The following is a 22623-nucleotide window of genomic DNA, read 5'->3' as shown; positions in this document are numbered from 1 at the left end:
CATGTTTTTTGAAGCCAAGGACGTGACGCCCGACACGCTGCTTGCTGAAGTGCAGCGCCTGGCCAACGCCAAATGCCGTTTTGTCACCATGTCGCAGACGGTCGTTGATGAGAACACCCTGCGACTGTTTTATCACTTTGACGAAAACCTCACCATGTCCGACCTGCGCCACAATCCCGAACTGTGCGTGTGGGCGCCCACGGACGCCAAGGGCATGGTGCACCTGCGTATGGATGTGAACAAGGATACGCCCATCCCGAGCATCAGCTCCATTTACTTTTGCGCGGTGCTTATTGAAAACGAGACCCAGGACCAGTTTGGCGTGCGTTTTGCGGGCCTGCCGCTGGACTACCAGGGCGGTATGTATCTGGAAGGCGAAGTTACCCACGCCCCGTATTTCACTATGACCACCGTCCGGCGTCCCGCCGCGGCTGCCAAGGATGACGCCAAGGCAGAATCCGCTAAAGGAGATCAGGCATGAGCAACCGCACCACAGTGATTCCCTTCGGGCCGCAGCATCCTGTGCTGCCCGAACCTCTGCACATCAAGTTCGTGGTGGAGGACGAAACCGTTGTGGGGGCCATTCCCCAGCTCGGCTTCGTGCATCGCGGCCTGGAAAGCCTCGTGCGCACCAAGGACTATAACCAGATGGTCTTTGTGGTGGAGCGTATTTGCGGCATCTGTTCCTGCATCCACGCCAACTGCTACTGCAACGCCATTGAAGACATGATGGGCATCACGGCTCCGCCGCGCGCCCAGTTCCTGCGGGTCATCTGGTCGGAACTGCACCGCATCCATTCGCATCTTTTGTGGCTGGGCCTCTTTGCGGACGCTTTCGGCTTTGAAAGCGTGTTCCAGCAGTTCTGGCGCATCCGCGAGCATGTCATGGACATTTGTGAAGCCACAGCGGGCAACCGCGTGATCTTGTCGGTCAACGTGGTGGGCGGCGTGCGCCGCGACCTCGCGCCCGACCAGATCCGCTGGATGCTTGGCCGTCTGGACGAACTGCAGAAGGGCATGCGCGAACTCACAAACACCATGCTGGATGACTATACCGTGCAGGAACGTACGCGCGGCATAGGCTACCTCAGCAAGGACGACGCCCGCCTGCTCGGCGCTGCCGGCCCCACCCTGCGCGGCAGCGGATGGGAAATCGACGAACGCATGCACGGCTACGCAGCCTACAGCGACCTTAACTTTATCCCTGTTGTGGAAAACGACGGCGACTGCTACGCACGTTCCAAGGTGCGCTTCTATGAAGTGCTGCACTCTATGGATCTTATCCGCGAAGCCCTGAACCGCCTGCCGGAGAGCGAGCTTACCGTCAAGGTGCCCGGCAATCCTGATGGTGAATCCGTCTTCCGCGTTGAACAGCCCAGAGGCGAGCTGTTCTACTACATACGCGCCAATGGCACGAAGTATCTGGAACGCATGCGGGTGCGTACGCCAACATTCGCCAACGTCCCGCCCCTGCTGCACATGTTGCCGGGCTGCAAACTGCCCGACGTGCCGGTCATAGTGCTCAGCATAGACCCGTGCATCTCCTGCACAGAGAGGTAGCTCATGTACATGCTCAAAAACGTGTTGCGCAACCTGTCGGGTAAGCCCTCCACGCGGCTGTATCCGCTGGAAGAGCGTGAGCCCTTCCCGGCATACAGGGGCGTAATAACCAATGATGTTGAAAGGTGCATATTCTGCAGTACCTGCGCTAAGGTTTGTCCCACGGATGCCATCACCGTGGACGCCAAGGCAGGCCAATGGGTGTATGACCCCTTCCTTTGTGTGTACTGCTCGGCCTGTGTGGAAAAATGCCCCACCAAATGCCTGATGCAGGTTCCAACGCACCGCAAACCCTCGGTAACCAAGTTCAGGGTGCTGCGCACAGGCACGCCGCGCGTCAAGAAAAGCGCCGGAGCCAAGGGCAAGGCAGAGGCCAGCGCCAAGGATAAAACTGAAAGCGAATAGGGCCACGGCGTCACCCACGCCGTAGTCGGATATAACAAAAGACCGCCTTTACAGGGCGGTCTTTTGTTATATTTGCTGGCCGCCCGTACTTTTTCGGCTACAGCACGATGTTGGGCGCAAGTTTGCGGCCTGCACATTTTCTGGTCACGGCGCAGTATCAGCGCAATATCAGCGCGATACCTGCGCAATCTTGGGGCAACCTTGAGGCACGGACCGCGCGTTTTCTGGTCGCAGGCGTACTATCGCCACGGCTACTGCTGGTCTGCGCATCTTTCTTTCGCGGACACAACTTCAGCGCGGCATTGGCTGCTGCGTATCTTTCGCCCACCGCGTGTCTTTGGCGCTGCATTGCTGGTGCGGCCTGCGTTGAAAGGCCTCTTTTCAAGGGTTGTGGCGCGACTATTGGGCCGCGTGATTGCGCAGGTACACGCCGCCGTCTTACCCCGCAGAACCTGCGGCAATGGGAGCGCCTGCCCTTATGCCTCACGGCGGGCATCTGCTCTCGCGCGTTCGAGCATTTTAGCGCATTGACCTTAAAAAAGGGCAGGGGCGCTAACGCTGCACGCGAGTGCAGTGTTTCACAACATGGCGGGGACACTGCCGAAATTTATATTTTGCCGCAAAAAGACAAACTGAAATGTGAAGTCTTTCATAGTCAATGTGATCAAGGGGAAAAACGCTCCAGAGTTGCTGGAACATTCCCTGCTTGAACTGGTTGCGACAAGGAGTGGGGCCAGCACTGTGCTTCGCCAGTATGTGAATTCCAGCTCGCAGGGATTTGTAACGGGACAGCCTCAAAGAGTTGATCGCGGCCTATCGTAAAAATATCTATTACCAATTTTTGATGACACTGGTGCGAGACATTCTTACTTTATCTCCAATTTTCACATGTATCCATTTTGCTGTTGGCTTTGGAGTAACAAAAATATATTTATGAATGAAATGTAATTAGTATGTTGCTATATTTATTATATAACATGGGAAAAATGGTTAATACCTGTCACAAATTGTATTTACTGTTTTGTATATGAATTGATTTTGTAGACACATTGCGTATGGTTGTTTTTAAGTATGTAGATATTGTATTGAATGGACAGGTATTTTTTATGTGGTCGTGATAATGTTTTTTGGTGATATGGTATTGCAAAATGAATGTTTATACACGATACTAAGGAAAGCACCCCTGTACCTCAAACAAAGTGACCGACTCTGGCGCCACAGGTTTGCGGTAGTGCTTGCCTTTTGCAAGGTGAGTGCTTATTTTCACTTATCTCATGTGAATTGTTTAACTTTTTTCTCAATGATTCGGGGCTTGGGATCATATCTGCGCTGTCTGCGCGAGCAGACGTGCATGATCTGGTCGTATATAAAGTAAACCTGGAGGAGAAACTTTATGAAAAACAGATGGATGGTTGGCGGCAGTCTAGTTTTGTTGTTGCTGTTTACCGTAGGTCAGGTCTTTGCTGCTGAAGGGCAGGCTCCGGCTGCTCCGGCTGCTGAAGCTGCCAAGGCACCGGCCAAGGCCATTGATGATCCTGCTATCGCTGCACATCTGCAGTCGGTGCCAGCCGGGCTGAAAAAAGCCATTGCCGAGCAGCTCAAGGTCGCCCCCGAAACGTACAATGCCGCTGCTGAAGTCGGCTACCTGGGCATTCCCGGCGGCCCCAAGGTTAACCTCATACTGGCCTTTGGCTGGGCCCTGTGGGTGGGCTGGATATTCTCCACCGTGGGCGCTTTTGGCGGCGTTATGGCAGGTGTGGGGCACATGAGCGTGCACGGCCTTGGCAACTATGCCAAGTCGTTCGGCAAAACACCGCTCAACAAGGCTGTCACCGACTCTGTGCGTGCCTCTAACCAGATGCTTGCCGGTCTTTCAGCCGTTATCAGTACCTTCAGTTATTATCGTATGAAGCGTCTGGTGCTGCCCCTGGGTATTGCTCTGGGTCTTGGCTCCATTGTGGGCGCGTATCTGTCCACCTCGCTCACCGCTGGCAAGCTGAACTTCTCGTCCTACCAGGGCTATTTTGGTATGTTCGTGCTGGCGCTGGGCCTGTATCTTATTTGGGAAACCTCGCCCGCCGGGCAGCGTTCCAAGGCCAAAGCCAAGGAAGCCGCCAAGGCTTTTGAAGCCGCCGCCAAGAGCAAAAGCGACGGCGCCAAGTCGCCCACTGGCGTGAGCCTCATATCCTTCAGCCTCACCCGCTGTGTGTTCACCTTCTGTGGCGTCGAGTTTTCTTTCAACCCGCTGCTGCCCTTCATCGGCGGCGTTGTTATCGCCAGTATCGCGGCCTTCCTTGGCGTGGGCGGCGGCTTCCTGCTGGTTCCCTTCATCACCAGCGTGACCCAGCTTCCGATGTATCTGGCTGCGGGCACTTCCGCTCTGGCCGTTCTGGTGAGCATGATCACGGGCATCACGACCCTCATGCTGCACGGCGCGCTGGTGGACTGGAATCTGGTGAGCATCGAGCTTCTTGGCGTGGCTGTGGGCTCCATCGTTGGTCCCTACACCTCCCGCTTCTTCTCTGAAATCTGGCTCAAGCGCCTCTTTATCGTGCTGGCCCTCTATGTGGGCACAGACTACGTGCTGCGCGGCTTCTTCCAAATCAAGATGTTTGGCTAGCAGTTACGTACGGCCGCCGTGGAACGCGTAATCCTCAAGGTCGGCGACCCGGCAGTTGGTCAGCCTGATCCCGGGGTTCAAGCGCACCGGCGGTCCCGGTTCCAGATGTAAAAATAATGGCGCGGCGGAGAATTGTCTCCGCCGCGCCATTGCGTTATGGTACAGGCATACCATTTCAGCCGCCAACAAACCCTGAAGACACAAGGTGCTTTTGTATTTCTTATGATAGACACATTTCTTGTTTGGCTCGATCCCGTTCTGGTGCTGCCTTTTCGGATGATACCGCATCCGGAAGTGGGCTACTTTTTTGGCGTGGGCTGCCTGGCGCTCATTTGCGTGCTTCTTGGTCTTGTCACCCTGAGCCTGGCCAACAGGCTGCATGCCAAACGCCTGAAGAAATATCAGGATCAGATGCAGCACTATCATACGCTGAGCGAGCAGGCGCTCTCCACCGGGAGCAAGGAAACCTTCAAGGCCGTCAACCGGCAGGGGCACGAAGCCTTTGGTTACCATTTTTCGCTGAGTGGAGCGCTTTTTGTGGCCTCTCTGTGGCCGGTTCCTATTGTGTTTGCCTGGATGCAGCTGCGGTTCGGCCTGCTGAGCCCGGTTCTGCCATTTGATCTGCCGCTGTTCGGCAACCAGCCGGGCATGGTTTTTTGGTTTCTGCTGTATTACATCCCGCTGCGTATGTATTTTTCAAAGGTCTGGCGAAAGCTGCAACTGCGCAAAAGAGAGCCTCTTTCGCAGCAAAACGTCATGTATCCCTAGGATTGTATCCTGAAGCATTCTGTCTTTGAAAAAGGTCAAATGCTCTAACGAGATGCGAAGGTGCAGCGCGCCGCAACATGGCAGGGATTCTGTCGAAAATCACATTTCGGCAGAATGGCACGTTGAAATGTGAAGCTTTTTAAAGGTGCCCCGATTCAGAGTACCCCCCTGGAGGTTCACCGGGAGCGGGTTTTCCAGGCCGCGCCATGCGCCACAAAGTCGGGAGTTTTTGCCGCCACGACTGAACATGTTGCGCACCCTGGCCAGGGGCTTGCCGCAATGAACAGAATGTGTACTAATTCATCGTGGCATAGGCCTGTTCGGACAGTAGCCAGAGAACCACTGCCTGCTGATTCGGCATGTTTTGATCAGGTATATGGGGTTGCCGTGGGGCTGTGATATCGAGTGAGTGAGAGAGCGGCCAGGGATTTTATCTTGACAATGAAATTCATTTTCTCAATGATGGGGCATGCCGCGCGAACCGGTTTTGCCCCGGCTCGTCACCATAAGGAGATCCCGCATGTACACACGTTTTGGCACCACAGAGGAGATGGTCATTCAGACCGTTGAAGAAAACAACGCAACCTTTCTGCTGGCCATCGACAGTACCGGCCTGTATATGACAACGCCCAATTACGTGGGCAAACCTCTTGCCGACACCAACCGTTACAGCGCCGCGCGCCAGAATGTTAACGAGAGGCTGCGCGCCCTGGGGTTGGACCCCGAAGAACTGTGGGCCAACAACCAGAACCTTATCAAGAGCGAAACCGTATCCGCCAAGAAGGTCAACCCCCTCAAGGCCTCCAAGCGCGGTTCCAAGGGCTAGGCGTAGGCGTAACGATGCTTTGAAATGCTTTGTGGGGGCGGGACCCTTTTGCAAAAGGTCCCGCCCCCACGCCCCATCCCCTATGGAAACGCTGATTTTATTCCGTTTGGCGGCGTTGCTTCGCTTTTTTGAAACAGTCGAGGACGGAAGATCCACTCCTGCTTCAAAAAAAGATCATGCCTTGCCAAAAGAAATAACTGCGCGTTTCCAGGAGGCTCTTTAATCAGTGCTTCCCTGGAGGCTCCAGACCCGGCAATACGCATAATTTCAGCGACGTTGTTTTCACGACTGATGCTGACCGCTGTTTTGGGGAGGCCCGGCTTACGGGCCTCCCGTTTTGTATAGAAAAAGGCGGGTTCGCAGGAACCCGCCTTTTGGGCTTGATGCAGGGGGCAGACCGCCTTTAAAGCGCTGCCCAGCCGGAGGTTCTGTCGCCGTAAGGCTGCGCAAGTGCCAGGGTATTGCCCATCGCCGACTGACGTATGAATAAACGTTTTAGGGGGTGGGGTGTGGGGGAGGAGGCCCTTTTACAAAAGGGTCCCTCCCCACACAAAATACCCACGCTACGAACCTGCTACACGAACAGGGTTTTCAGTTTGTGCGGCTGGCAGCGCAAATACTGCGAGGGTGCACCGGCAATGGACGCGCCAAGGGCTGCCGCCGCATGCCAGGGCCAGCGGGGGTCGTAGAGCATGGCCCGGCCGATGGCCACCATGTCGGCCTGCCCGCTGACAATAATGCCCGCAGCCAGTTCAGGCTCGGTAATGAGCCCTACGGCAATGACTGGCAGGCTTGTGACCGCCTGCTTGATGGCGTGGGCAAAACCGACCTGATAGCCGGGAGCCAGATTGATCTGCTGATCTGGCGAAAGCCCGCCGCCCGAGACGTGAATGTAGGCGGCTCCGGCCTTCTCAAGTTCCTGCGCCAGGATGGCGCATTCAGCCACATCCCATCCGCCGGGGACAAAGTCCGAACCTGAAACGCGCATGCCAACAGGAACGCTGGCGGGCAGGGCTTTGCGCACAGCCGCGAATACACGCAAGGGGAAGCGCATTCTGTTTTCCAGGCTGCCGCCGTAGGCATCGTCCCTTTTGTTGGACAGGGGCGAGAGAAACTCGTGCAGCAGATAGCCGTGGGCCGCATGCAGCTCAATGGCCTTGTAGCCCGCGCGCACGGCGCGCTGCGCGGTTGCCACAAAGGCCTCCAGCAGGCGGTCGATATCGGCCTCGGTGAGGGCCAGAGGCATCGGCGAGGCCGCGTCAAAGGGCAGCGCCGAGGGCGCGTACACGGGCCAGCCGCCATCCTGCGGGGTGAGGGGGCCGCGGCCTTCCCATGGGCGGCCTGTGGAGCCCTTGCGCCCCGCGTGTCCAATCTGGAGGGCCACGGGTATGGAGGAGAATGTGCCGATAAAGTCCAGCATGCGGCGGTGCAGTTCTTCCTGCTCGTCGTTCCACAGACCAAGGTCAGCCTGAGAGATTCTGCCCTCCGGCTCCACAGCGGTGGCTTCAACAATAAGCAGTCCTGCGCCCGAAACGGCCAGGTGCCCGTAGTGCATGTGGTGCCACTGCGTCGGGCGGCCTTCGTCCGCAGAATATTGGTCCATGGGCGGAATAACGATACGGTTGGCAAGCTTGAGCCCGCCGAGGGTGATGGGAGAAAAAAGGGTATTCATGCAAACTCCTGCCTCACGGCCACGGGGCCGTAAATTCGTTGCCCCTGGCTCTTCCGTGTCTGGTGCAGCCAGGGTAAACAGGCTTAACTCCGCTGTTGCGGGTCAACATGGTTTCATTATGCTCTCTGCCCCTGCCCAGGGCAAGTGCCGCGCCTGGGGGTGCCGAAGGGACGCGGTTTTTTACGGCATGTACACAATACAGCGCTGCTGCAGGCCTGACCTCGCCAATTTTCGGGCGCTCTGAGCGCGGCGCGCTTCAGGCGCGGCACGGGATTTCTTTTGCACCTTGTTTGTAATGGTGATATAAGGCAAAAAATTACCTGCAATTATGTCAAGCCAGCAAAACACTGCAAAGGTAGCCGCCATACGGCGGTTTTTCAGCAGCAGGCGGCCTGTCGTAAACAGATATGCGGCTGCGGACGCCATGCGCCCGCAAGGCGCCAACGGAGGCTCGCGTTAAGCAGCACTTGGGGGCCGTCGCAGAAACGGGGGAAGAAGGGGCGCGCCTTCTTCCCCCGCAGTTATTCTTCCCTCGCAGCTATTCTGACCCCGCTTTTGGCCCTGCCGCTATTGCAGCCCCGCCGCATGACGTTCGTCAACACGGGGGGGGGGCCTTCGGGTGTGCCTGCCGTTTGCGCCCTTCGATGGCCGATTCCTTCAGGTTGACAACGCCCGCAAGCGGTTCCGTGCATCGCGCACGCGGCAGAGGCTTTTGCCCCAGAAAAGGACGTTATTGTAATCTCAGGCAAAAAGTGGTGTTGCAAAAAGCACTGCCCCAAAGCGGGCAGTGCTTTTTGCTTGTTGCTGCGCAACGTCCATCGCCAGGACAATTCCGTGTAGAAATTGCTCGGCCGCTGCGTGAGCAGACGCCCGCAGCACAAAATATACCAGGAGTTTTAGAGCAATTTCACTTTGAAATTGCTCTGGCGGATGCGGGAGCAGACGTTCGCTGCGGAGGCGTAAACGCAATTTATTTGCGCGGTTACGCGCCGAAGCGGGTGTCTTGGAAGCATTGAGAATGGATATTCTCAATGCGAAAATGCTCTCGGGGGTGGGGGCGTGGGGGAGGAACCCTTTTGCAAAAGGGTTCCTCCCCCACAAAGCATTTCAAAGTTGTCAGGGCATCTAGCCTTTATTGGCGGCATCTTTGGCGGCGCTGAGCGCAGCCTGAAGGCGGCTTTCATCCTCATGCGAGAGCGAGGACTGGATGATTTCGCCGCCGGAGCCGCGCAGTTCAGCCAGCACCTTGTCGGTAATTTCAGAATCCACCAGCACGAAGAGCGCTGACGAACCCGGCTTGAGTTTTTCTCCAAGCTGCTTCATGAAGTCGTCATTGATGCCCACATCGCTCAGCGCGCCGCCCACAGCGCCCGCGCCCGCGCCCACCACCAGGCCCAGCAGGGGATTCAGAAAGATCAGGCCGATGAGGGTACCCCAGAAGCCGCCGCTCAACGCGCCGGTGGCCGTGAGGTTGAAAAGCTGGTGCAGCTTGACTTTGCCGTCCTGTTTGCGGGTAACTACCACTGCGTCTTCAAGGTCCACAAGGTAGGACTTCTGCATTTTTAAAAATTTGACGCGTTCTTCACTGGCCTGGGTTTCATTGGGGTAGGCTACAGCAATAAGTGTACGCATGGATGCTCCTTGGTTGTCGACGTTGCCGCGCAAAAGGCGCGGCTGTATGCGATCATTAAATAATTAATGATTATGGTTAGTAGTATACGCCGACCCGCGCAGCAAGGCAACCGTGAGCGGCAGAGGCCACATTGGGTGAACCTTGGCTATTCCGGGCTACAGCTTGTTTACGGGCAACTTCACGTACTGGATGCCGTTGACCGCAGCGCCAAATCTGCCGGTGCGCATATTGGCCTGGATGGAAGGCAACAGCAGGGCGGGCACTGCCTTGCCGGTGTCGTCGGCCTTGCGTTGCGCGACAAAGCTGTTTTTATCAATGCCAGTATGCAGTCTGGTGTTTTTTGATTTCTGTTCGCCCACGGTGGCCATGCACTCGGGGCCGCGCGCGCCGTCAGGCGGATAGTCATGCCCAACGTAGATGCGGTAATGGTCGGGCAGGGCAAAGAGCTTGCGCGACGAATCATAGGAATCCTCGGCGCTGCCGCCAGGAAAGTCGCAACGGCCCGAACCGACGTCCGGCAAAAAGATGGTGTCGCCCACAAAGGCGGTGTCTTCAATAATATATGTCGTATCCGCCGGGGTGTGCCCGGGGGTATGGATGATTCTGGCCTTGAGGTCGGCGATGGTGAATTCTTCATCATTGTCAAACAGATGATCAAAGTCTGAACCATCGGCAGGGGTGTCGTCCGCTGTCTGAAAAATGGGAACCCAGGTGCGGATAATGTCCAGAATATGCTTGCTGATGGCAATTTTTCCGCCCAGCTTTTCCTTGATATAGCTGGCGGCAGTAAGGTGGTCGGCGTGGATGTGGGTTTCAAGAATCCATTCAACCTGCAACTGTTTCTGCCGCACAAAGGTGATGACAGCATCAGCGGACGTAGTGGTCGTGCGGCTTGAGGGCATGTCGTAATCAAGAACGCTGTCAATGACGGCGCAACGCTTCTGGGTATCTGTATCGGACCAGACCACGTAGGTCCAGGTAGCGGTAATGGGATCAAAGAATCCGCGCACATTGGGTGCAGCCATGGTAAACTCCTTGGGCATCGGCGGGCTTTGCCGAAACGGGAACGGTTGAGTGACCTTACAGACAGGGCTCTATGCCGGTCTGCCAACTGCCGGAGAAAGGGCGTCGGCTTCGCGCCTACTGGCAGCTTGCGCCAGGGCTTTTACCGCCCTTGCCACCGCCAATGGGGCATGCCCCGCCACTGGAGCACGAAGCTCCCTGTCGGTTCCACGGCGCGTACATGAGCAGCATGGCCATGCCGCACCAGTTGGTGAGGCCCGAAACGGTCAGGCCCGCGCCGACAAACAACGCCCCAAGATAGAAGCCCGGGTGGACAAAGAAGCCCAACAGCACGAAGAGCAGGATAAGGAGCCCCGCCGCGAGGCGCACCTGCTTTTCCAGCGAGGGAACAGAACCGCCGGTTGTGGCAGGGGCCGCGCCCACGGTGGCGAATCCTTCTTTCTGGCAGGCGTCCAGGCCGCCCTCAAGAAAGCGGACATTGTTGAAGCCTGCTTCGGCAAATTTTTCAGCGGCGGTTTTGGCGCGCGAGCCAGAGTGGCACAACGTGATAATGGGCGTATCGGCGAGCACGCCGTTGCGCAGGGCCGTATCACGCGGGTTCAGGTCCAGCAGCGGCGCAAGGGCCGTCGGCATTGCCAGGCGTTTTTCAACGTATTCCATTGGCGTGCGCACATCCACAATGAGCGCCTGCCGTAAGTCCATACTGTGGAGCTCTTTTGCGGTCATGCTTTGAACAGTAGACATATCATCTCCTTATGGCGGCTATGCCGGGATGTATGTAGTGTGAATGGAGTTCGGGATAAGGCAGAGAGGTTGTCCGAGGCGGTATCCTTCCATAAATATAGTGATATAGTTTGCATGGGATTGCAACAGCGGTACGGACTGTTCTTCATGTGAAGAAAATGGCGTACCGCAGTGGCGGCATAATTGGCCAGTTTTACAATAAATAAATTGTAATATTGAGTTGTAAAGTATGGTTTGAAGCGATACCGCTTTGAACCCGCGCGCCGGTGTGTGAAGAGCCGCCCGGCTGCGGCATTGCGCGAACCGGTTCAGCGGCCTGTAGGCATGTAGTAGAAGCTGCGGGGGCGGAGTCGCGCGGGCGGTTGCAGCCCGTGCGCGTAAGGCTGACTGAATTCCTGGCAGCGGCGGGCCGGGGCGGGAAGCAATGCTGGCAGCGGGCCATGCGGGCGGTGCGGTGCAGGAAGCGCACACCGTTACGGGCGGTTGGGCCGTGCTGAGCGGTGCCGGGCGTGTGGATGCCCCGGATGGTTGTGTCGTGCGGATGCCTCGAACGTTTGGTCTTTGCAGCGCGGGCGCTACAAAAGCTTCAGCCGTGGTGGCTTGATACGCCTGAACAGACGTAAGCCAAGGCATGCCGGGCAGTACGGAGCGAGGCGGCATGCGCAACAATGCGGATTGCTTCATGACATCCTGCTGCCATCCATAAGGCCCGCAAGCTGCCCAACCGCAGCCGCCATGACTGCGGCAATGTCAGCGCTGCTGGCGGCTTGCGCTGGCATTGGCGTGGAGTTTTGCGAATGCACGCTCCCAGGGGCAGTCTGTCTACGTGGTCTGTGCGCGTTCGCGCATGGCCATGCGCAGTCTGTCGGCCAACATGCAGCAGGCGCATAAAAATACGGAAATGGCGGTGGCCGTGAACACGCCCCTGTAGCCGAAGCCCGCGTTGACCACCATGCCGCCAATGAGCGGGGCCAGCATGCCGCTGGCGTCAAACGTCGCCATCATCACGTTGGAGTTGATGGAGCGGGTGGACGGCGTGGAACGGTCATACACGGCGGCGGCCAGCAGCGGGTAGAGCAGCCCGAGCCCAAGGCCGTACAGGCATGTAAGGGGCACAAAGGCCCACAGCGGCCCCCAGGCCAGCCCAAGCATGCAGAACGACAGCACAAGGCTGCACACGAGCGTCACCCTGTAGCGGGGCAGCGCGTCCAGCCTGTTGCTGCCTGCAAGCCGCACCAGAATGATGGTGAGGGTATAGACGGAAAAAAACCACGCGGGTTGCCCACCCGTGACCGAACACAGGCCCTTGATGAAGAATATGGCCAGTATGGTCATGATGCTGAAGCTCAGGCAGGCCATATAAACGAAGAACAGCCCGGAATGGCTTACGGACTGCCACAGCGCCCGGCGCGAAATGCCGCCGCCCTCCTCGGGGGGCATTTCAGGCGTTTTCAGTCTGTGAGCCAGGGGAATGAGCATGAGCAGCGAGGGCAGGCCCAGCAGGGCGGAGACGGCAAAAAGACCGGTCTCGCCGCCCAGAAGGGGCAAGAGTGGTTCCGCTGCGGCGGGTATGATGGAGTAGGGCAGCAGCATGGTGAGCGAGAAGATGGCAAAGCCGCGAGCGCTTTGCCCCCTGGGGATGCAGCTTACCAGCACGGCCACGGTGCAGCTTGAAAAAACGGCCAGGGCAATGCCCTGCACAATGCGCAATATCCAGATCAGGCCGATGACGTGCGGGCCGCCCACATGCGCATAGGCCAGCATGACGCAGCTTGACACGATGATGGAAAGCGTCATGGCCATGAGCTTGCCGCGTCGCAGCAGAAAAACGCTGGCCAACGGGCGGAACAGCAATACCATGGCGAACATTGACGACAACAGCACGCCGCGCCAGTTGGGGCTGATGGTCATGGCCTCAAGCCACTGCTCAAAGCAGTAGAAAACGGCAATAAAGCTGTTGCAGAACATTGTCATGCAAAACAGCAGAATAAAATCACGGCTCAAAAGAGTTTGCGGCGGCTCCGGGGATGCGGGACGGCACTCTGGAGGCAGGGGCGAAGCGGCAACGGACGGCATGGGGCCTCAACAGGTTTACGCCGCGACCGCCGCAGCCACGGGCTGCCAGCGGCTGCTTCGGGTGAAGCTGCGGCCAGATCAGATTATCTTTGAAATGCGAAGCATTTCAAAATTGTCATTCTGCCGAAACATGCAATTTGCGGTAGAATTCACGCCACGTTGCGGCGATCTGCACGCTCGTGCAGCTTTAGAGCATGTACACTTTTTCAAAGCTAGCATGCTCTAATGATACTCGCCCTTGAGAAACTTCTCGGCACAGGCGGCAACAGCCGCCTCATCCACCATCAGCATATCCATCTGGCGAGTCATGATAAGCAAACGCCCCAATTGATCAAGCCGGGCGCACAGTTCTGGCTTGGGATACTTCTGGTAACGTGCGCGTATCCTATCACCCGTCAGTTCAACGGTAAAGCCGAGTTCTTTGAGTATCAGGCCGATACAGCGAACCCTGCGCACTCTTTGTTCATCGCTGGCCGCTCCGCCCGCAAATTCGAAGCGTATGTAGTTTTTGCTCAGGGAGTCGCCGCACCATGTGTCCAGAATGGCGTAGTGATAGCCCACGCGGGATGAAAAATTCAAATAGCGGTCGGAAACAATGGCGTAACTGCGCTGACCAAAGCGTGAGCAGCCTTCCTGGTTGCCGCCGATAACGCTTTGCCCCATGACGGATAAAAAGCCCCGCATGTTTATGGGGCGCGGGCCGCGCGCCTGCACGGCGGGGTTGAGCATGCCGTCAAGAACGTGTTTGAAGGGTATGCTGGTCACATCGTCAGGGTGCACGCGGCGCGATTCCGGGTTGCGCAGCCCGCCGCCAAGATCGATGATGTACAGGTCCAGCGGTATGGAGCTGACAAGCTCGCTGGCCACCCCGGCGCTGTTTTCAGAGACGCTGTCGGATATCTTGAACATCTCGGAATAGCTCATTTCATGAGCGTAGCGCATGATGTCGTGCAGCGAGGTGCAGTGCTTGGGGGTAAAGGTGTCGGCCCTCGGGTCCACCAGATGCAGGGGCAGAATATAGGGAGTAATGCGGCGCAGCAGCACAAGGGCGGGGCTGTCGGCTCTGGCCTGGGGGCGGGTGAGCCGCAGGGCCAGCAGTTCCGGCACTTCGCCGTCAAAGATCCTGCCCGTGAGGGCGTCTACCGTCACCACCTGCCCGGCGGCAAGCACGCCTGTGACGCCGGGTATGTTCATGAGCGTGGGCACGCCGAATTCGCGGCATATGGAAGCCATGTGCCCCGTGAGGCTGCCTGTCTGGGCAATAATGGCCGAGGCCCGGCGCATGGCCGACATGGCGCTGGGCGAGGAGTGGTCCATAAGCATCACGGCGCCTTCAGGAAAATGCGTGATATCCTCGCCGTCGCCCACAAAGACCACGGGGCCGCAGCCCACGCCCCTGGCCGCCACATCCGCTCCGGAAAGCAGGGGCCGCAGATGCCCCAGGATGGGGGCCGTCTTTTCTTCCGCCATGCTGTCGAGCCCCATTGGGCGCGTTTGCAGCAGCACAATCTGGTCGTCCTCATCCACGGCCCATTCCATATCCTGCGGATACTGGTAATGGCGTTCCAGCTCCATAACCATGTTCGCAAGCTGGCGCACCTGATCGTCGCTGAGGCAGGGCACGTCCTGCAGGTCTTCCGGCACGGGCGTCAGTTCGCTTTCCACCCCGGTTTCGGTTCGCACCAGCCGCAGGCGCACGGCCTTGTGCGCGATGGTGGCCTTGGTGATCTTGCCCGTGGCCCGTGAAACAAGCCATTGGTCGGGCGTGCCGGAGCCGTCCACCACCATTTCGCCCAATCCCCACAAGCCGTTGATGACAATGCTGTTGGAGCGCAGGTCTACGGGATGGCGCGAAAAAGCCACCCCGGCGGCGCGGGAGCGCACCATCTCCAGACAGCACAGGCCCATGCCCGTGGCGTCCAGGGCGTAGCCGTGCTCGGCGCGGTAGGCCAGGGCACGGGGAGAAAACAGGCTGGCCACCACTGTCTTGAAGGCGGGAATCAGCTCATTGCGGGTAACGCCGAGCAGACTGCGGTATTGCCCGGCAAAGGATTGCACCCCGTCTTCAGCAATGGCGCTTGAGCGCAGGGCCGCGACCATCTGCGGAGAGTCGCCGTAGGCCGTGTCCCAGGCCTTGAGCAGGGCTTCCTCAACCTCCTGCGGCACTGGCGCTTCGCAAATGAGCTGTTCCACCTGACGGGCAATGGCGCTGACGCTGTCCGGTTTTTCCGGGTCTATGGAGCGCAGCAGGGAATATATGCTCTTGAAAAGCCCGGGAGTGCGCAAAAGAAAAATGCTCCCGGCCCGGATGGTGATGGCGAATCCGCGCGGCACCGGCAGATCCAGCATGTTGCGCAGTTCGCCCAGGTTGGCGTTTTTGCCGCCCACGCTGTAGGCCATGCTGGCGTCTATTTCAGTGAGATCAAGGGTCAGGGTGGGCACATCGCCGCTGGCGCGCTGGTCCAGCTCTTTTTCAATGCGCCTGGCAATATTTTGCAAGGCGTCATGCAGATCCTGATGCCGCTGATTGGAAATGTCATTGAGCGTGGTGATCATACGGTCGCAGCGAAAGATGGCCCGACGGGCCTCCTTGCGTACTTCGCTGGTTTCCATATGGCGCTCGCCCTGTTGGGTGGCGTTAAGACCGGCCAGAATGCCCGCAAGGTCGGCGTTGGCCTGCAAAAGTTCCTTGAACGAGGCATACCGCCGATGAAAGGCGACCATGGCCTGCTCGCGCGTGATACGCGGCTTGCGGCCAAAAAGTTTTTTCAGCTTGCTGACCACGAAAACACCCTTGGTATGCTGTTAGAGGCGTTGTATCAGCCTTCGGAAAGAGATCCGCCAACAACCACATAACGCTGGGCCGGGCCGCGGCCTTCCTTGCGCACAAGCCCCATCTGCACAAAGAGTTGCAGATCGTACTGCGCCGTGCGCATGGAAATGTCCTTGCCGAGCATCTGCTGATACTCCTGGCGGCTTATGCTGCCCATGGCCACAAGGCGCGGCCACATCTCAGTCTGGCGGGAGTTGAGGCGGGGCATGACCGTGTTTGCCGTGTCGTCTGCGGCATCAGCGGTGTTTGCGCTGCTGACCGAGGCCGAAGCCCCTGCGGATTCCTGGCCGGGAGCGGGTTCAAAGCCGGGGGTGTGCAGCGGCGTCTGGCGTGGAGGGCTGGCAGAGGCGGTGAAGCCCGATACCGGTGACGCGGAGCCGGGCACGGAAGAAGAATTCTGCCCGCAAGCCTGGGTTTCGCAACAATCCGCAGAGGCCATGACCGTTGCCCCATTGGAGGGTTGCGGGTCGCCCCAGGTTGCGGCGTCGTTGCCGGCGCCACCCGCTACAGCGCCACCACGGCCCTGCAGGCCGTCACGCGCATCCTGCATCTGCGGGTCAGCCACCTGTTTTTCACGGGTGTCGGCGGCATTGCCGCCATTGGGCGTGGCTATCGGCCCCAACTGGATATTTTCGGCATAAAGGATGTTTTCTTCGCAGAACGTCAGGGCGCGGGTAAGCGTATTTTTCAGTTCGCGCACATTGCCGGGCCAGGTATGGGCCATGAGTTTGGCAAGCGCGCCACGGCTTACTTGCGGCATCTGCGCCGCGTTGGGCATCCTTGCCCCCTTGACCACACGGGAAGACGGCGTGGACGCAGAGCCGTTGCTTTCTACGTCGGCGTCGCCTGCCGCATCCATCTCGTCCGCCCTGGCCCGGGACTTCACGGCTTCAGTCAGAAAATACACGGTCAGCGAGGGAATGTCGCTCTTTCGCTCCCGCAGGGGAGGCGTGTGGATGGTAATGACGGCAAGGCGGTAATACAGGTCCTCGCGGAAGGAGCCCTCGCGCGCGTCTTCAAGCAGGGAAGCGTTGGTGGCGGCGATGATGCGCGTATCAAAGGGAACCTCCTGATCACTGCCAAGAGGGCGGATGCGCCGGGTGGACAGCGCGCGGAGCAGCGCCTGCTGCACCTTGGGCGCGGCGTTGCCCACTTCGTCCAGCATGAGGGTGCCGCCTTCCGCCGCCAGAAAAGCGCCTTTTCTGGCTTGCCGGGCCTCGGTAAAGGCACCCTTCACATGGCCGAACAGGGTGTCCATAAGCAGGTTTTCATCCAGCGCGCCGCAGTTGATGGTGATAAACGGGCCGGAGGCCCGCGCGCTCAGGCGGTGTATGGCTTCGGACACAAGTTCCTTTCCTGTGCCGGTTTCGCCGATGACAAGCACGTCGGCCAGAACTTGAGAGGCCTTGCGCACCTGGTCATACAGGATCTGCATGGCGGATGATGTTCCCACAAGGCCGCTGGCGGGCAGGTCTTCAGGGTGGGGCAGGTCGGGCGCAGGTTCGCGCTGCCATTGGGCGTCCTGCAGGGCCTCGTGGCTGAGGCGCTGTATCCTGGCCTGGCGCAGACGTCCCAGCAGGGTGTTGATGTCCGCCTTCACGCCTTCCAGTTCCCTTGGCAGGGGCGGCAGATCAAGGTCGTCGGAACCACCCGTGATGTTGCGCTTGTGCAGCGCCCACCCCAGGGTGTTGAGCGATTTGCTCATCTGGCGCGCCAGCCACCACAGGCTCAGCGTCAAAAGCAGCATGCCCCCAAGAAAACTGACGGCGTATATGCCCATGACCTGCATGCCGGTGCGGGTGGTCGTAAAACTGGTATCCAGAACGGCCAGGCCGCCGAGCACAATGGGGTCGCCGTCCGAGCCGGGCGTGAAGCTGATGGGCACGTAACTTACCCGCTCCACCCGCATCTGGCCGTTGCTCCATACGGTGCTGCTTTCTGTCATGGGCAGCTGGTTGGCCTGCCCTGCCTGCACGTCGGCAACCATGCTCCAGTAGTTGATATGTTCCGGGCTTGGGCGAAAAGCCATGCTGAAGCCGGGACGCCCGTAGTCTCCCCAAAATCCCGCCCGCACGGAGTCGTTGGCCAGATTTTTGCCTGCCAGAGCCGCGTCGGGCGTTTCGGACTGAAAGAGCATCCAGCCGTCCCTGTCGAAAAACAGGCTGCGCACGCGGGTTTCCGTACCTGACGCCGCTATGGGGGCTTCGGGGGATGAATAGCGCGAGACGATGTCCCGCAGGTCCTTCATGTCGAGGGACAGCAGCAGGTACCCCTTGAAGTTGCCCTCACTGTCGTGCACGGCCGTAAAAAAACGCAGCACATGAAGAGACAGGCCCTGAAGGGATTTGTTGACCGGCACCATTGAGTACACGGCCTCCATGGGTTGCCCCACATTGACATATCCTGGCCGCTGTTCGCCGCTGAGGTTGTGAAAGGGGCTCGAGGGGCTGTCCAGCGCCACATGCATGGGCACATTGATGACCTGGCCCTCGTGGTTGAGCAGAAGGTAGCGGCTTTCGGGGGCAAGGCCCAGGTAGGCGACCTCGCGGTACCGCAGGCCATTGGCTTTCGTGCGGAACTCCAGCCTGTTTTTCATGTCCGCCGGGTCCATTGATCCGGCGGCCAGAATGAGCAACTGGTTGCGTGTTTCTGCCAGCGCGTGCTCAAGGGCCAGCCTCATGCCCTGGGCCTGAAGCTGCGCGTTGCGCGCTATTGCGCGATTGACGATGTTTTCGATGCTGCTGCCTGTGGCAACAAAGATAAGAAGCAGAACCACGGTCAGCAGGGGGAGGCCCAGTATGAGCATGCGGCTGACAAGGCTGCGGTTCATGAAAAAAGAGGTGATGTCCAACGTGCTGCCGCCGGGAAGCGTTCTGTAGAAGCGCATCAGGGAGCCCCCTCTTGTGGTTGCGCAAAAAAGCGCAATCTTTGTGTCGACTATAGAATAGTTGCGAAAAGCTGGCAAGATATTTCGTGCAAACAAAGGGAAAAAACAGCAAATTACGGCAAATATCATGCAATGGCACGAGGATTGCTATCTTTTTCACATTCACTGCGTGACAGTCGGTGTGGCCCGGTGTGGGAGCAGCCGAAAAGAGTCTAAAGGGAACGCAAACTGACTGGAGGGTTTTATGAGAAAGATGCGCAAGCTCATGACGTGGCTGGCAGGCTGCGCGCTCATGCTTGCCGCCATGCCTGGTCTGGCCCTGGCAGCTGGCGGAGGAAAGGAAGCGGCGGTGGTCATTGTGGCCGATACGCGCAAGCTGGACGGCATCCTGTACTGGTGGGCTGAGATGTACAATGAGAGCCATTTGTTTTTCGCCATTCTGACCATGCTCATCATTCCTATCGTGGGGTGCATTCTGGGCTGGCTGGCCGACATCGTCATGACGCACATCGGCATTGACCTCAAGCACCGCGAACTGGCCGAAAAGTAAGGGGGCACAGTATGGAATGGCTGTATATTTTGATGCCCATTTCCGGCGTGAACATTTTTTGGCCGGGACTGATCATTCTTGGATTCGGCGTGGGTATTATCGGCGGCTTCTTCGGGTTGGGCGGCGCATGGATGGTGACCCCGGGTCTGAACATCCTGGGCTTCCCAATGGCTTTTGCCATTGGCACTGACGTTGCGCAGATGGCCGGCAAATCACTTATTTCTACCATGCGTCACGGCAAGTTCGGCAACGTCGACTACATGCTGGGCATCACCATGCTCATCGGTACGGTCATCGGCGTTGAAATCGGCGCGCAGATGGTCATGTGGCTTGAGCGCATCGGTTCGGTGGACAAGGTCGTGCGCTGGCTCTATGTCGTGCTGCTCATCTCCATTGCCTGGCTGGTTTTCCACGACGCCGCCGTGCGCCGCCGCAAGGAGCGCGAGGCCAAGGCGCAGCACAAGGAACTGGACGCCACCGCTGTGGGTATTGACTGGGCTTCACGCCTGCAAGCTATCAGGATTCCTCCCGTTGTACACTTCAAGCACGCCAATATCACCTGCTCAGCGTGGCTGCCCATCGCGGTCAGCTTTTTCACGGGCTGGCTGGCCGGTATCCTCGGTATCGGCGGCGGTCTCATCCGTATGCCCGCTCTCGTCTATCTTGTGGGCTGCCCCACCCATCTGGCAGTGGGCACGGACCTCTTTGAAGTTGCCATTTCCGGCCTGTATGGAACGGCGTCCTACGCGTACAAGGGTCGCGTGGAGCTCCTGGCCGCCCTCATCATGTTGGCTGGCGCTGCCGTTGGAGCGCAGATAGGCGTGGTGGCCACCAAGTACGTCAAGGGTTACGGCATCCGTTTTGTCTTTGGTCTGGCCGTGCTCGGCTGCCTTATGTCGGTCGTGCTCAAGCTCCTTCAGGCTGAATTCCCGTCCTGGGGCTGGTTGCTTGGCCCTATGGCCACAGTTGAAGTGCTTGGCTTCGTAAGTGCCATTTCCATCTACATCGCGGTGAAGATGGTGCAGGGCGCCAAGGCGGAATTGGCCGCCAAGAAGATGCGGGCAGCGAACAGCTAGGAGGAACACAGCCATGAAGATTCGTAGTTTGCTGCTTATACTGGTTCTTGGACTGACCACTTTTCTTGCCGCCTGCAACTTTGAAGGCGGGGTGGAGCAGGGCCGCTGCGTGGCCTTCAACCCCGAAGCCAAATCAATAACCATTGTTGTTGACGTTACCCATGACCAGTTCAATCCCCATTACAGTGGCGGCGCGCATACCTACAAGTTGCCCGCAGCCCCCGGCGAAATGGGCCCCGTTCCTGCAGTGGGCGGCCGCCTGATGATCGACCTGGCCAAGAACACCGTGCTCATTTATGACCGCGATGCCAAGGCCGTACGTGAAATACCCGTGCAGTTCGTGGACGTGGAAAAGAACATCCAGCCCAAGCATCCCAAGGTGGCTGGCAAGACTTTCCCCGTTGTGGATAAGGAACAGCAGACCGTTACGGTGTACTCCAGCCGTCTGAGCGCCCTGATCACCTTCAAGGTGCCCGCCAGCGAAATCGACCTGCCGATCTATGCCTGGACGGCCGGCAACGAGATGCGCATCGCCTTCCGCACCAGCGACAAGGATCAGGCCATCCGCATCATGAACGTGAGCAAGACCAACATCTTCAGCAAGTAAGCATACACGGTGTCACACTGCCGGGGCGGGCCATAAATCCGCCCCGGCAAAAGCCTTTGGAGAGCAGAATGAACAGCTACAAGCAGCACCTTTATATCAGTTGCATCCGCGTAGTGGGCAACGCGCTCATGGTGGCGGCGGTTTTTGCGGCCATGTATCAATCGTCGCACAGCTTTAATTCTGCTGAACTCGTTTTCTGCGCCTGGTTTTTTGGCATTTCCGTCCCGCTGTGGGCCGGAGCTTTCTGGCTGACGCGGCTGGTGCGGCGGCGGTTTCCCGCTGAAGGGCAGAGCATGGTGGAGTTGCCGCGCAAGGGGCTCAGCCTTGTCAGCTGGCGCGTGCTGGAGCCTTCGCAGCAGTCCTTGACGGTGCAGCGCTCATGATTGCCGCCTCCACGTGCAGAGGATATGATTTGCCCATGCAGACAGTTCTTGACGCCAACACCTGGGAAACCTGTCAGGGCATCCGCCAGCGCCAGCACAGGCTGGGGCTGGTCTGCGCCGTTTTGCTGGCTGTGGCTTTGCTGGGACTGGTGGACGGGCTTCAGGGGCTCATGCGGTCAGGGGCGAACACGCTTGAGCTTTTGCCGGGAAAAACGGCGGCGCTTTCAGGCCCGCTGACGATCAAGAACCCCGTGATGCGGGATATCGAAGTAAGCTTTACCCCGGCGGGAGCTCCCCTGAATTTCAATCTGGAAGGCTTCTTTGCGGGATACTGGTTCGGCAACGGCATGTGGCGCGGCGCGGTAAGCGCCGAAAATCAGGCGGAACCTGGTGAATACCGCATGCGGGTTGCCTTCAGGGGCGCTGCTGCCAGCACCTTTCAAAATTATACGGTGCAGGTGCATGCCGATGCCAATGACATGCGCGCCCATTCCACGTCCTTTGTCCTGCGGCTGACCGGGGTCAATCCTTTTGTGCTGGCGGCGGGCTTTGTCGGCCTGGCGCTTTTGGTTGGCGTGGGCGTTTACCGGCAGGGCAGCAGGCTTATCCGCATGCTGGTGCGCATGGGTTGCGGCGAAGTTGTACGGGTTCAGGAAGAAAAAGACGGCGTGCGCTTGTGGTGCTTCCTTTACGGTTCACGGCCGCCGTATGAAGGAACCGTCTGTGCTGTCATCACCACTGAAGGCGTGGTGCTGGCCCATGCCCGCGCCGGTACGGCGGCCAAGGGATCGTTGCAGCTTTTCATCTCGCGGCGTGCCCCTGCGCAAAAAGAATCCGGCCCGGTACAACATGAATCCGGCCCGGCACAAAAAGAAATTTATTTCGCCGTGCGGCCCGGCTGCCTTGTCTGCCTGCGACCCCCGTGTTCGCAGTCTCCTCCGGCCCCCACAAGCTGAGCCA

General features: G+C 58.5%; 20 protein-coding genes. 12 read left to right on the top strand and 8 right to left on the bottom strand.

Annotated features, from left to right (window positions below; all coding sequences use genetic code 11):
• Position 1 precedes the first annotated feature (1 nt).
• From BCS36_RS11115 to BCS36_RS11085, 7 genes are all read left to right on the top strand, one after another.
• A complete protein-coding gene (locus tag BCS36_RS11115) occupies positions 2 to 481 on the top strand; it encodes an NADH-quinone oxidoreductase subunit C (RefSeq protein ID WP_291302962.1) in 480 nt (159 codons plus the stop codon).
• The gene (locus BCS36_RS11110; RefSeq protein WP_291302961.1) at positions 478 to 1560 is read left to right on the top strand and encodes a nickel-dependent hydrogenase large subunit; all 1083 of its coding nucleotides are present in this window, start codon (positions 478 to 480) and stop codon (positions 1558 to 1560) included. The genes BCS36_RS11115 and BCS36_RS11110 overlap by 4 nt, the downstream gene beginning before the upstream one ends.
• Before the next feature lie 3 nt (positions 1561 to 1563).
• Complete coding sequence (locus tag BCS36_RS11105; protein ID WP_291302960.1) at positions 1564 to 1965, top strand: 4Fe-4S binding protein; 402 nt, start codon at positions 1564 to 1566, stop codon at positions 1963 to 1965.
• Between the two features lie 1393 nt (positions 1966 to 3358).
• A complete protein-coding gene (locus BCS36_RS11100; RefSeq protein WP_291302959.1) occupies positions 3359 to 4585 on the top strand; it encodes a sulfite exporter TauE/SafE family protein in 1227 nt (408 codons plus the stop codon).
• Between the two features lie 222 nt (positions 4586 to 4807).
• Positions 4808 to 5353: a hypothetical protein gene (locus tag BCS36_RS11095; RefSeq protein ID WP_291302958.1), complete on the top strand. Its 546-nt coding sequence runs from the start codon at positions 4808 to 4810 to the stop codon at positions 5351 to 5353.
• Positions 5354 to 5873: 520 nt separating this feature from the next.
• A complete protein-coding gene (locus BCS36_RS11090) occupies positions 5874 to 6179 on the top strand; it encodes a hypothetical protein (RefSeq protein ID WP_291302957.1) in 306 nt (101 codons plus the stop codon).
• Positions 6180 to 6261: 82 nt separating this feature from the next.
• Positions 6262 to 6402, top strand: a complete 141-nt coding sequence (locus tag BCS36_RS11085; RefSeq protein ID WP_291302956.1) for a hypothetical protein — start codon at positions 6262 to 6264, stop codon at positions 6400 to 6402.
• Positions 6403 to 6753: 351 nt separating this feature from the next.
• Here the strand turns inward: BCS36_RS11085 and BCS36_RS11080 are convergent, their stop codons facing one another.
• The 8 genes from BCS36_RS11080 to BCS36_RS11045 form a co-directional block, all read right to left on the bottom strand.
• Positions 6754 to 7851 carry an NADH:flavin oxidoreductase/NADH oxidase gene (locus BCS36_RS11080; protein ID WP_291302955.1) on the bottom strand — a complete coding sequence of 366 codons (1098 nt, stop codon included), beginning with the start codon at positions 7849 to 7851 and terminating at the stop codon, positions 6754 to 6756.
• Between the two features lie 741 nt (positions 7852 to 8592).
• The gene (locus BCS36_RS11075) at positions 8593 to 8883 is read right to left on the bottom strand and encodes a hypothetical protein (protein WP_291302954.1); all 291 of its coding nucleotides are present in this window, start codon (positions 8881 to 8883) and stop codon (positions 8593 to 8595) included.
• A gap of 93 nt (positions 8884 to 8976) precedes the next feature.
• Positions 8977 to 9483, bottom strand: coding sequence for a DUF1269 domain-containing protein (locus BCS36_RS11070; protein ID WP_291302953.1), 507 nt, complete (start codon positions 9481 to 9483; stop codon positions 8977 to 8979).
• A gap of 156 nt (positions 9484 to 9639) precedes the next feature.
• Entirely contained in the window at positions 9640 to 10509 is an 870-nt protein-coding gene (locus tag BCS36_RS11065; protein WP_291302952.1) for an MBL fold metallo-hydrolase, read from the bottom strand.
• 115 nt (positions 10510 to 10624) lie between these two features.
• Complete coding sequence (locus BCS36_RS11060; RefSeq protein WP_291302951.1) at positions 10625 to 11251, bottom strand: rhodanese-like domain-containing protein; 627 nt, start codon at positions 11249 to 11251, stop codon at positions 10625 to 10627.
• 822 nt (positions 11252 to 12073) lie between these two features.
• Positions 12074 to 13327, bottom strand: coding sequence for an MFS transporter (locus tag BCS36_RS11055; protein WP_291302950.1), 1254 nt, complete (start codon positions 13325 to 13327; stop codon positions 12074 to 12076).
• 222 nt (positions 13328 to 13549) lie between these two features.
• On the bottom strand, positions 13550 to 16111 hold the full coding sequence (locus BCS36_RS11050; RefSeq protein WP_291302949.1) for a PEP/pyruvate-binding domain-containing protein: 2562 nt from the start codon (positions 16109 to 16111) through the stop codon (positions 13550 to 13552).
• A 35-nt stretch (positions 16112 to 16146) separates the two neighbouring features.
• Positions 16147 to 19047, bottom strand: a complete 2901-nt coding sequence (locus BCS36_RS11045; protein ID WP_291302948.1) for a sigma 54-interacting transcriptional regulator — start codon at positions 19045 to 19047, stop codon at positions 16147 to 16149.
• Positions 19048 to 19291: 244 nt separating this feature from the next.
• Here BCS36_RS11045 and BCS36_RS11040 point away from each other — a divergent pair, with 244 nt between their 5' ends.
• The 5 genes from BCS36_RS11040 (at position 19292) to BCS36_RS11020 (ending at position 22619) form a co-directional block, all read left to right on the top strand.
• Entirely contained in the window at positions 19292 to 19597 is a 306-nt protein-coding gene (locus tag BCS36_RS11040; RefSeq protein ID WP_291302947.1) for a DVU0150 family protein, read from the top strand.
• Between the two features lie 11 nt (positions 19598 to 19608).
• The gene (locus BCS36_RS11035; protein ID WP_291302946.1) at positions 19609 to 20673 is read left to right on the top strand and encodes a sulfite exporter TauE/SafE family protein; all 1065 of its coding nucleotides are present in this window, start codon (positions 19609 to 19611) and stop codon (positions 20671 to 20673) included.
• 13 nt (positions 20674 to 20686) lie between these two features.
• On the top strand, positions 20687 to 21280 hold the full coding sequence (locus BCS36_RS11030) for a DUF4881 domain-containing protein (RefSeq protein WP_291302945.1): 594 nt from the start codon (positions 20687 to 20689) through the stop codon (positions 21278 to 21280).
• Between the two features lie 68 nt (positions 21281 to 21348).
• Entirely contained in the window at positions 21349 to 21663 is a 315-nt protein-coding gene (locus BCS36_RS11025; RefSeq protein WP_291302944.1) for a hypothetical protein, read from the top strand.
• Positions 21664 to 21698: 35 nt separating this feature from the next.
• A complete protein-coding gene (locus BCS36_RS11020; protein WP_291302943.1) occupies positions 21699 to 22619 on the top strand; it encodes a hypothetical protein in 921 nt (306 codons plus the stop codon).
• The last annotated feature ends 4 nt before the right edge of the window (positions 22620 to 22623 follow it).

The organism is Desulfovibrio sp. MES5, from assembly GCF_002237645.1.
Lineage (GTDB): Bacteria > Desulfobacterota > Desulfovibrionia > Desulfovibrionales > Desulfovibrionaceae > Desulfovibrio.
Note: the sequence above shows the minus strand (reverse complement) of the source record. Positions and strands in the feature narration are given on the sequence as shown.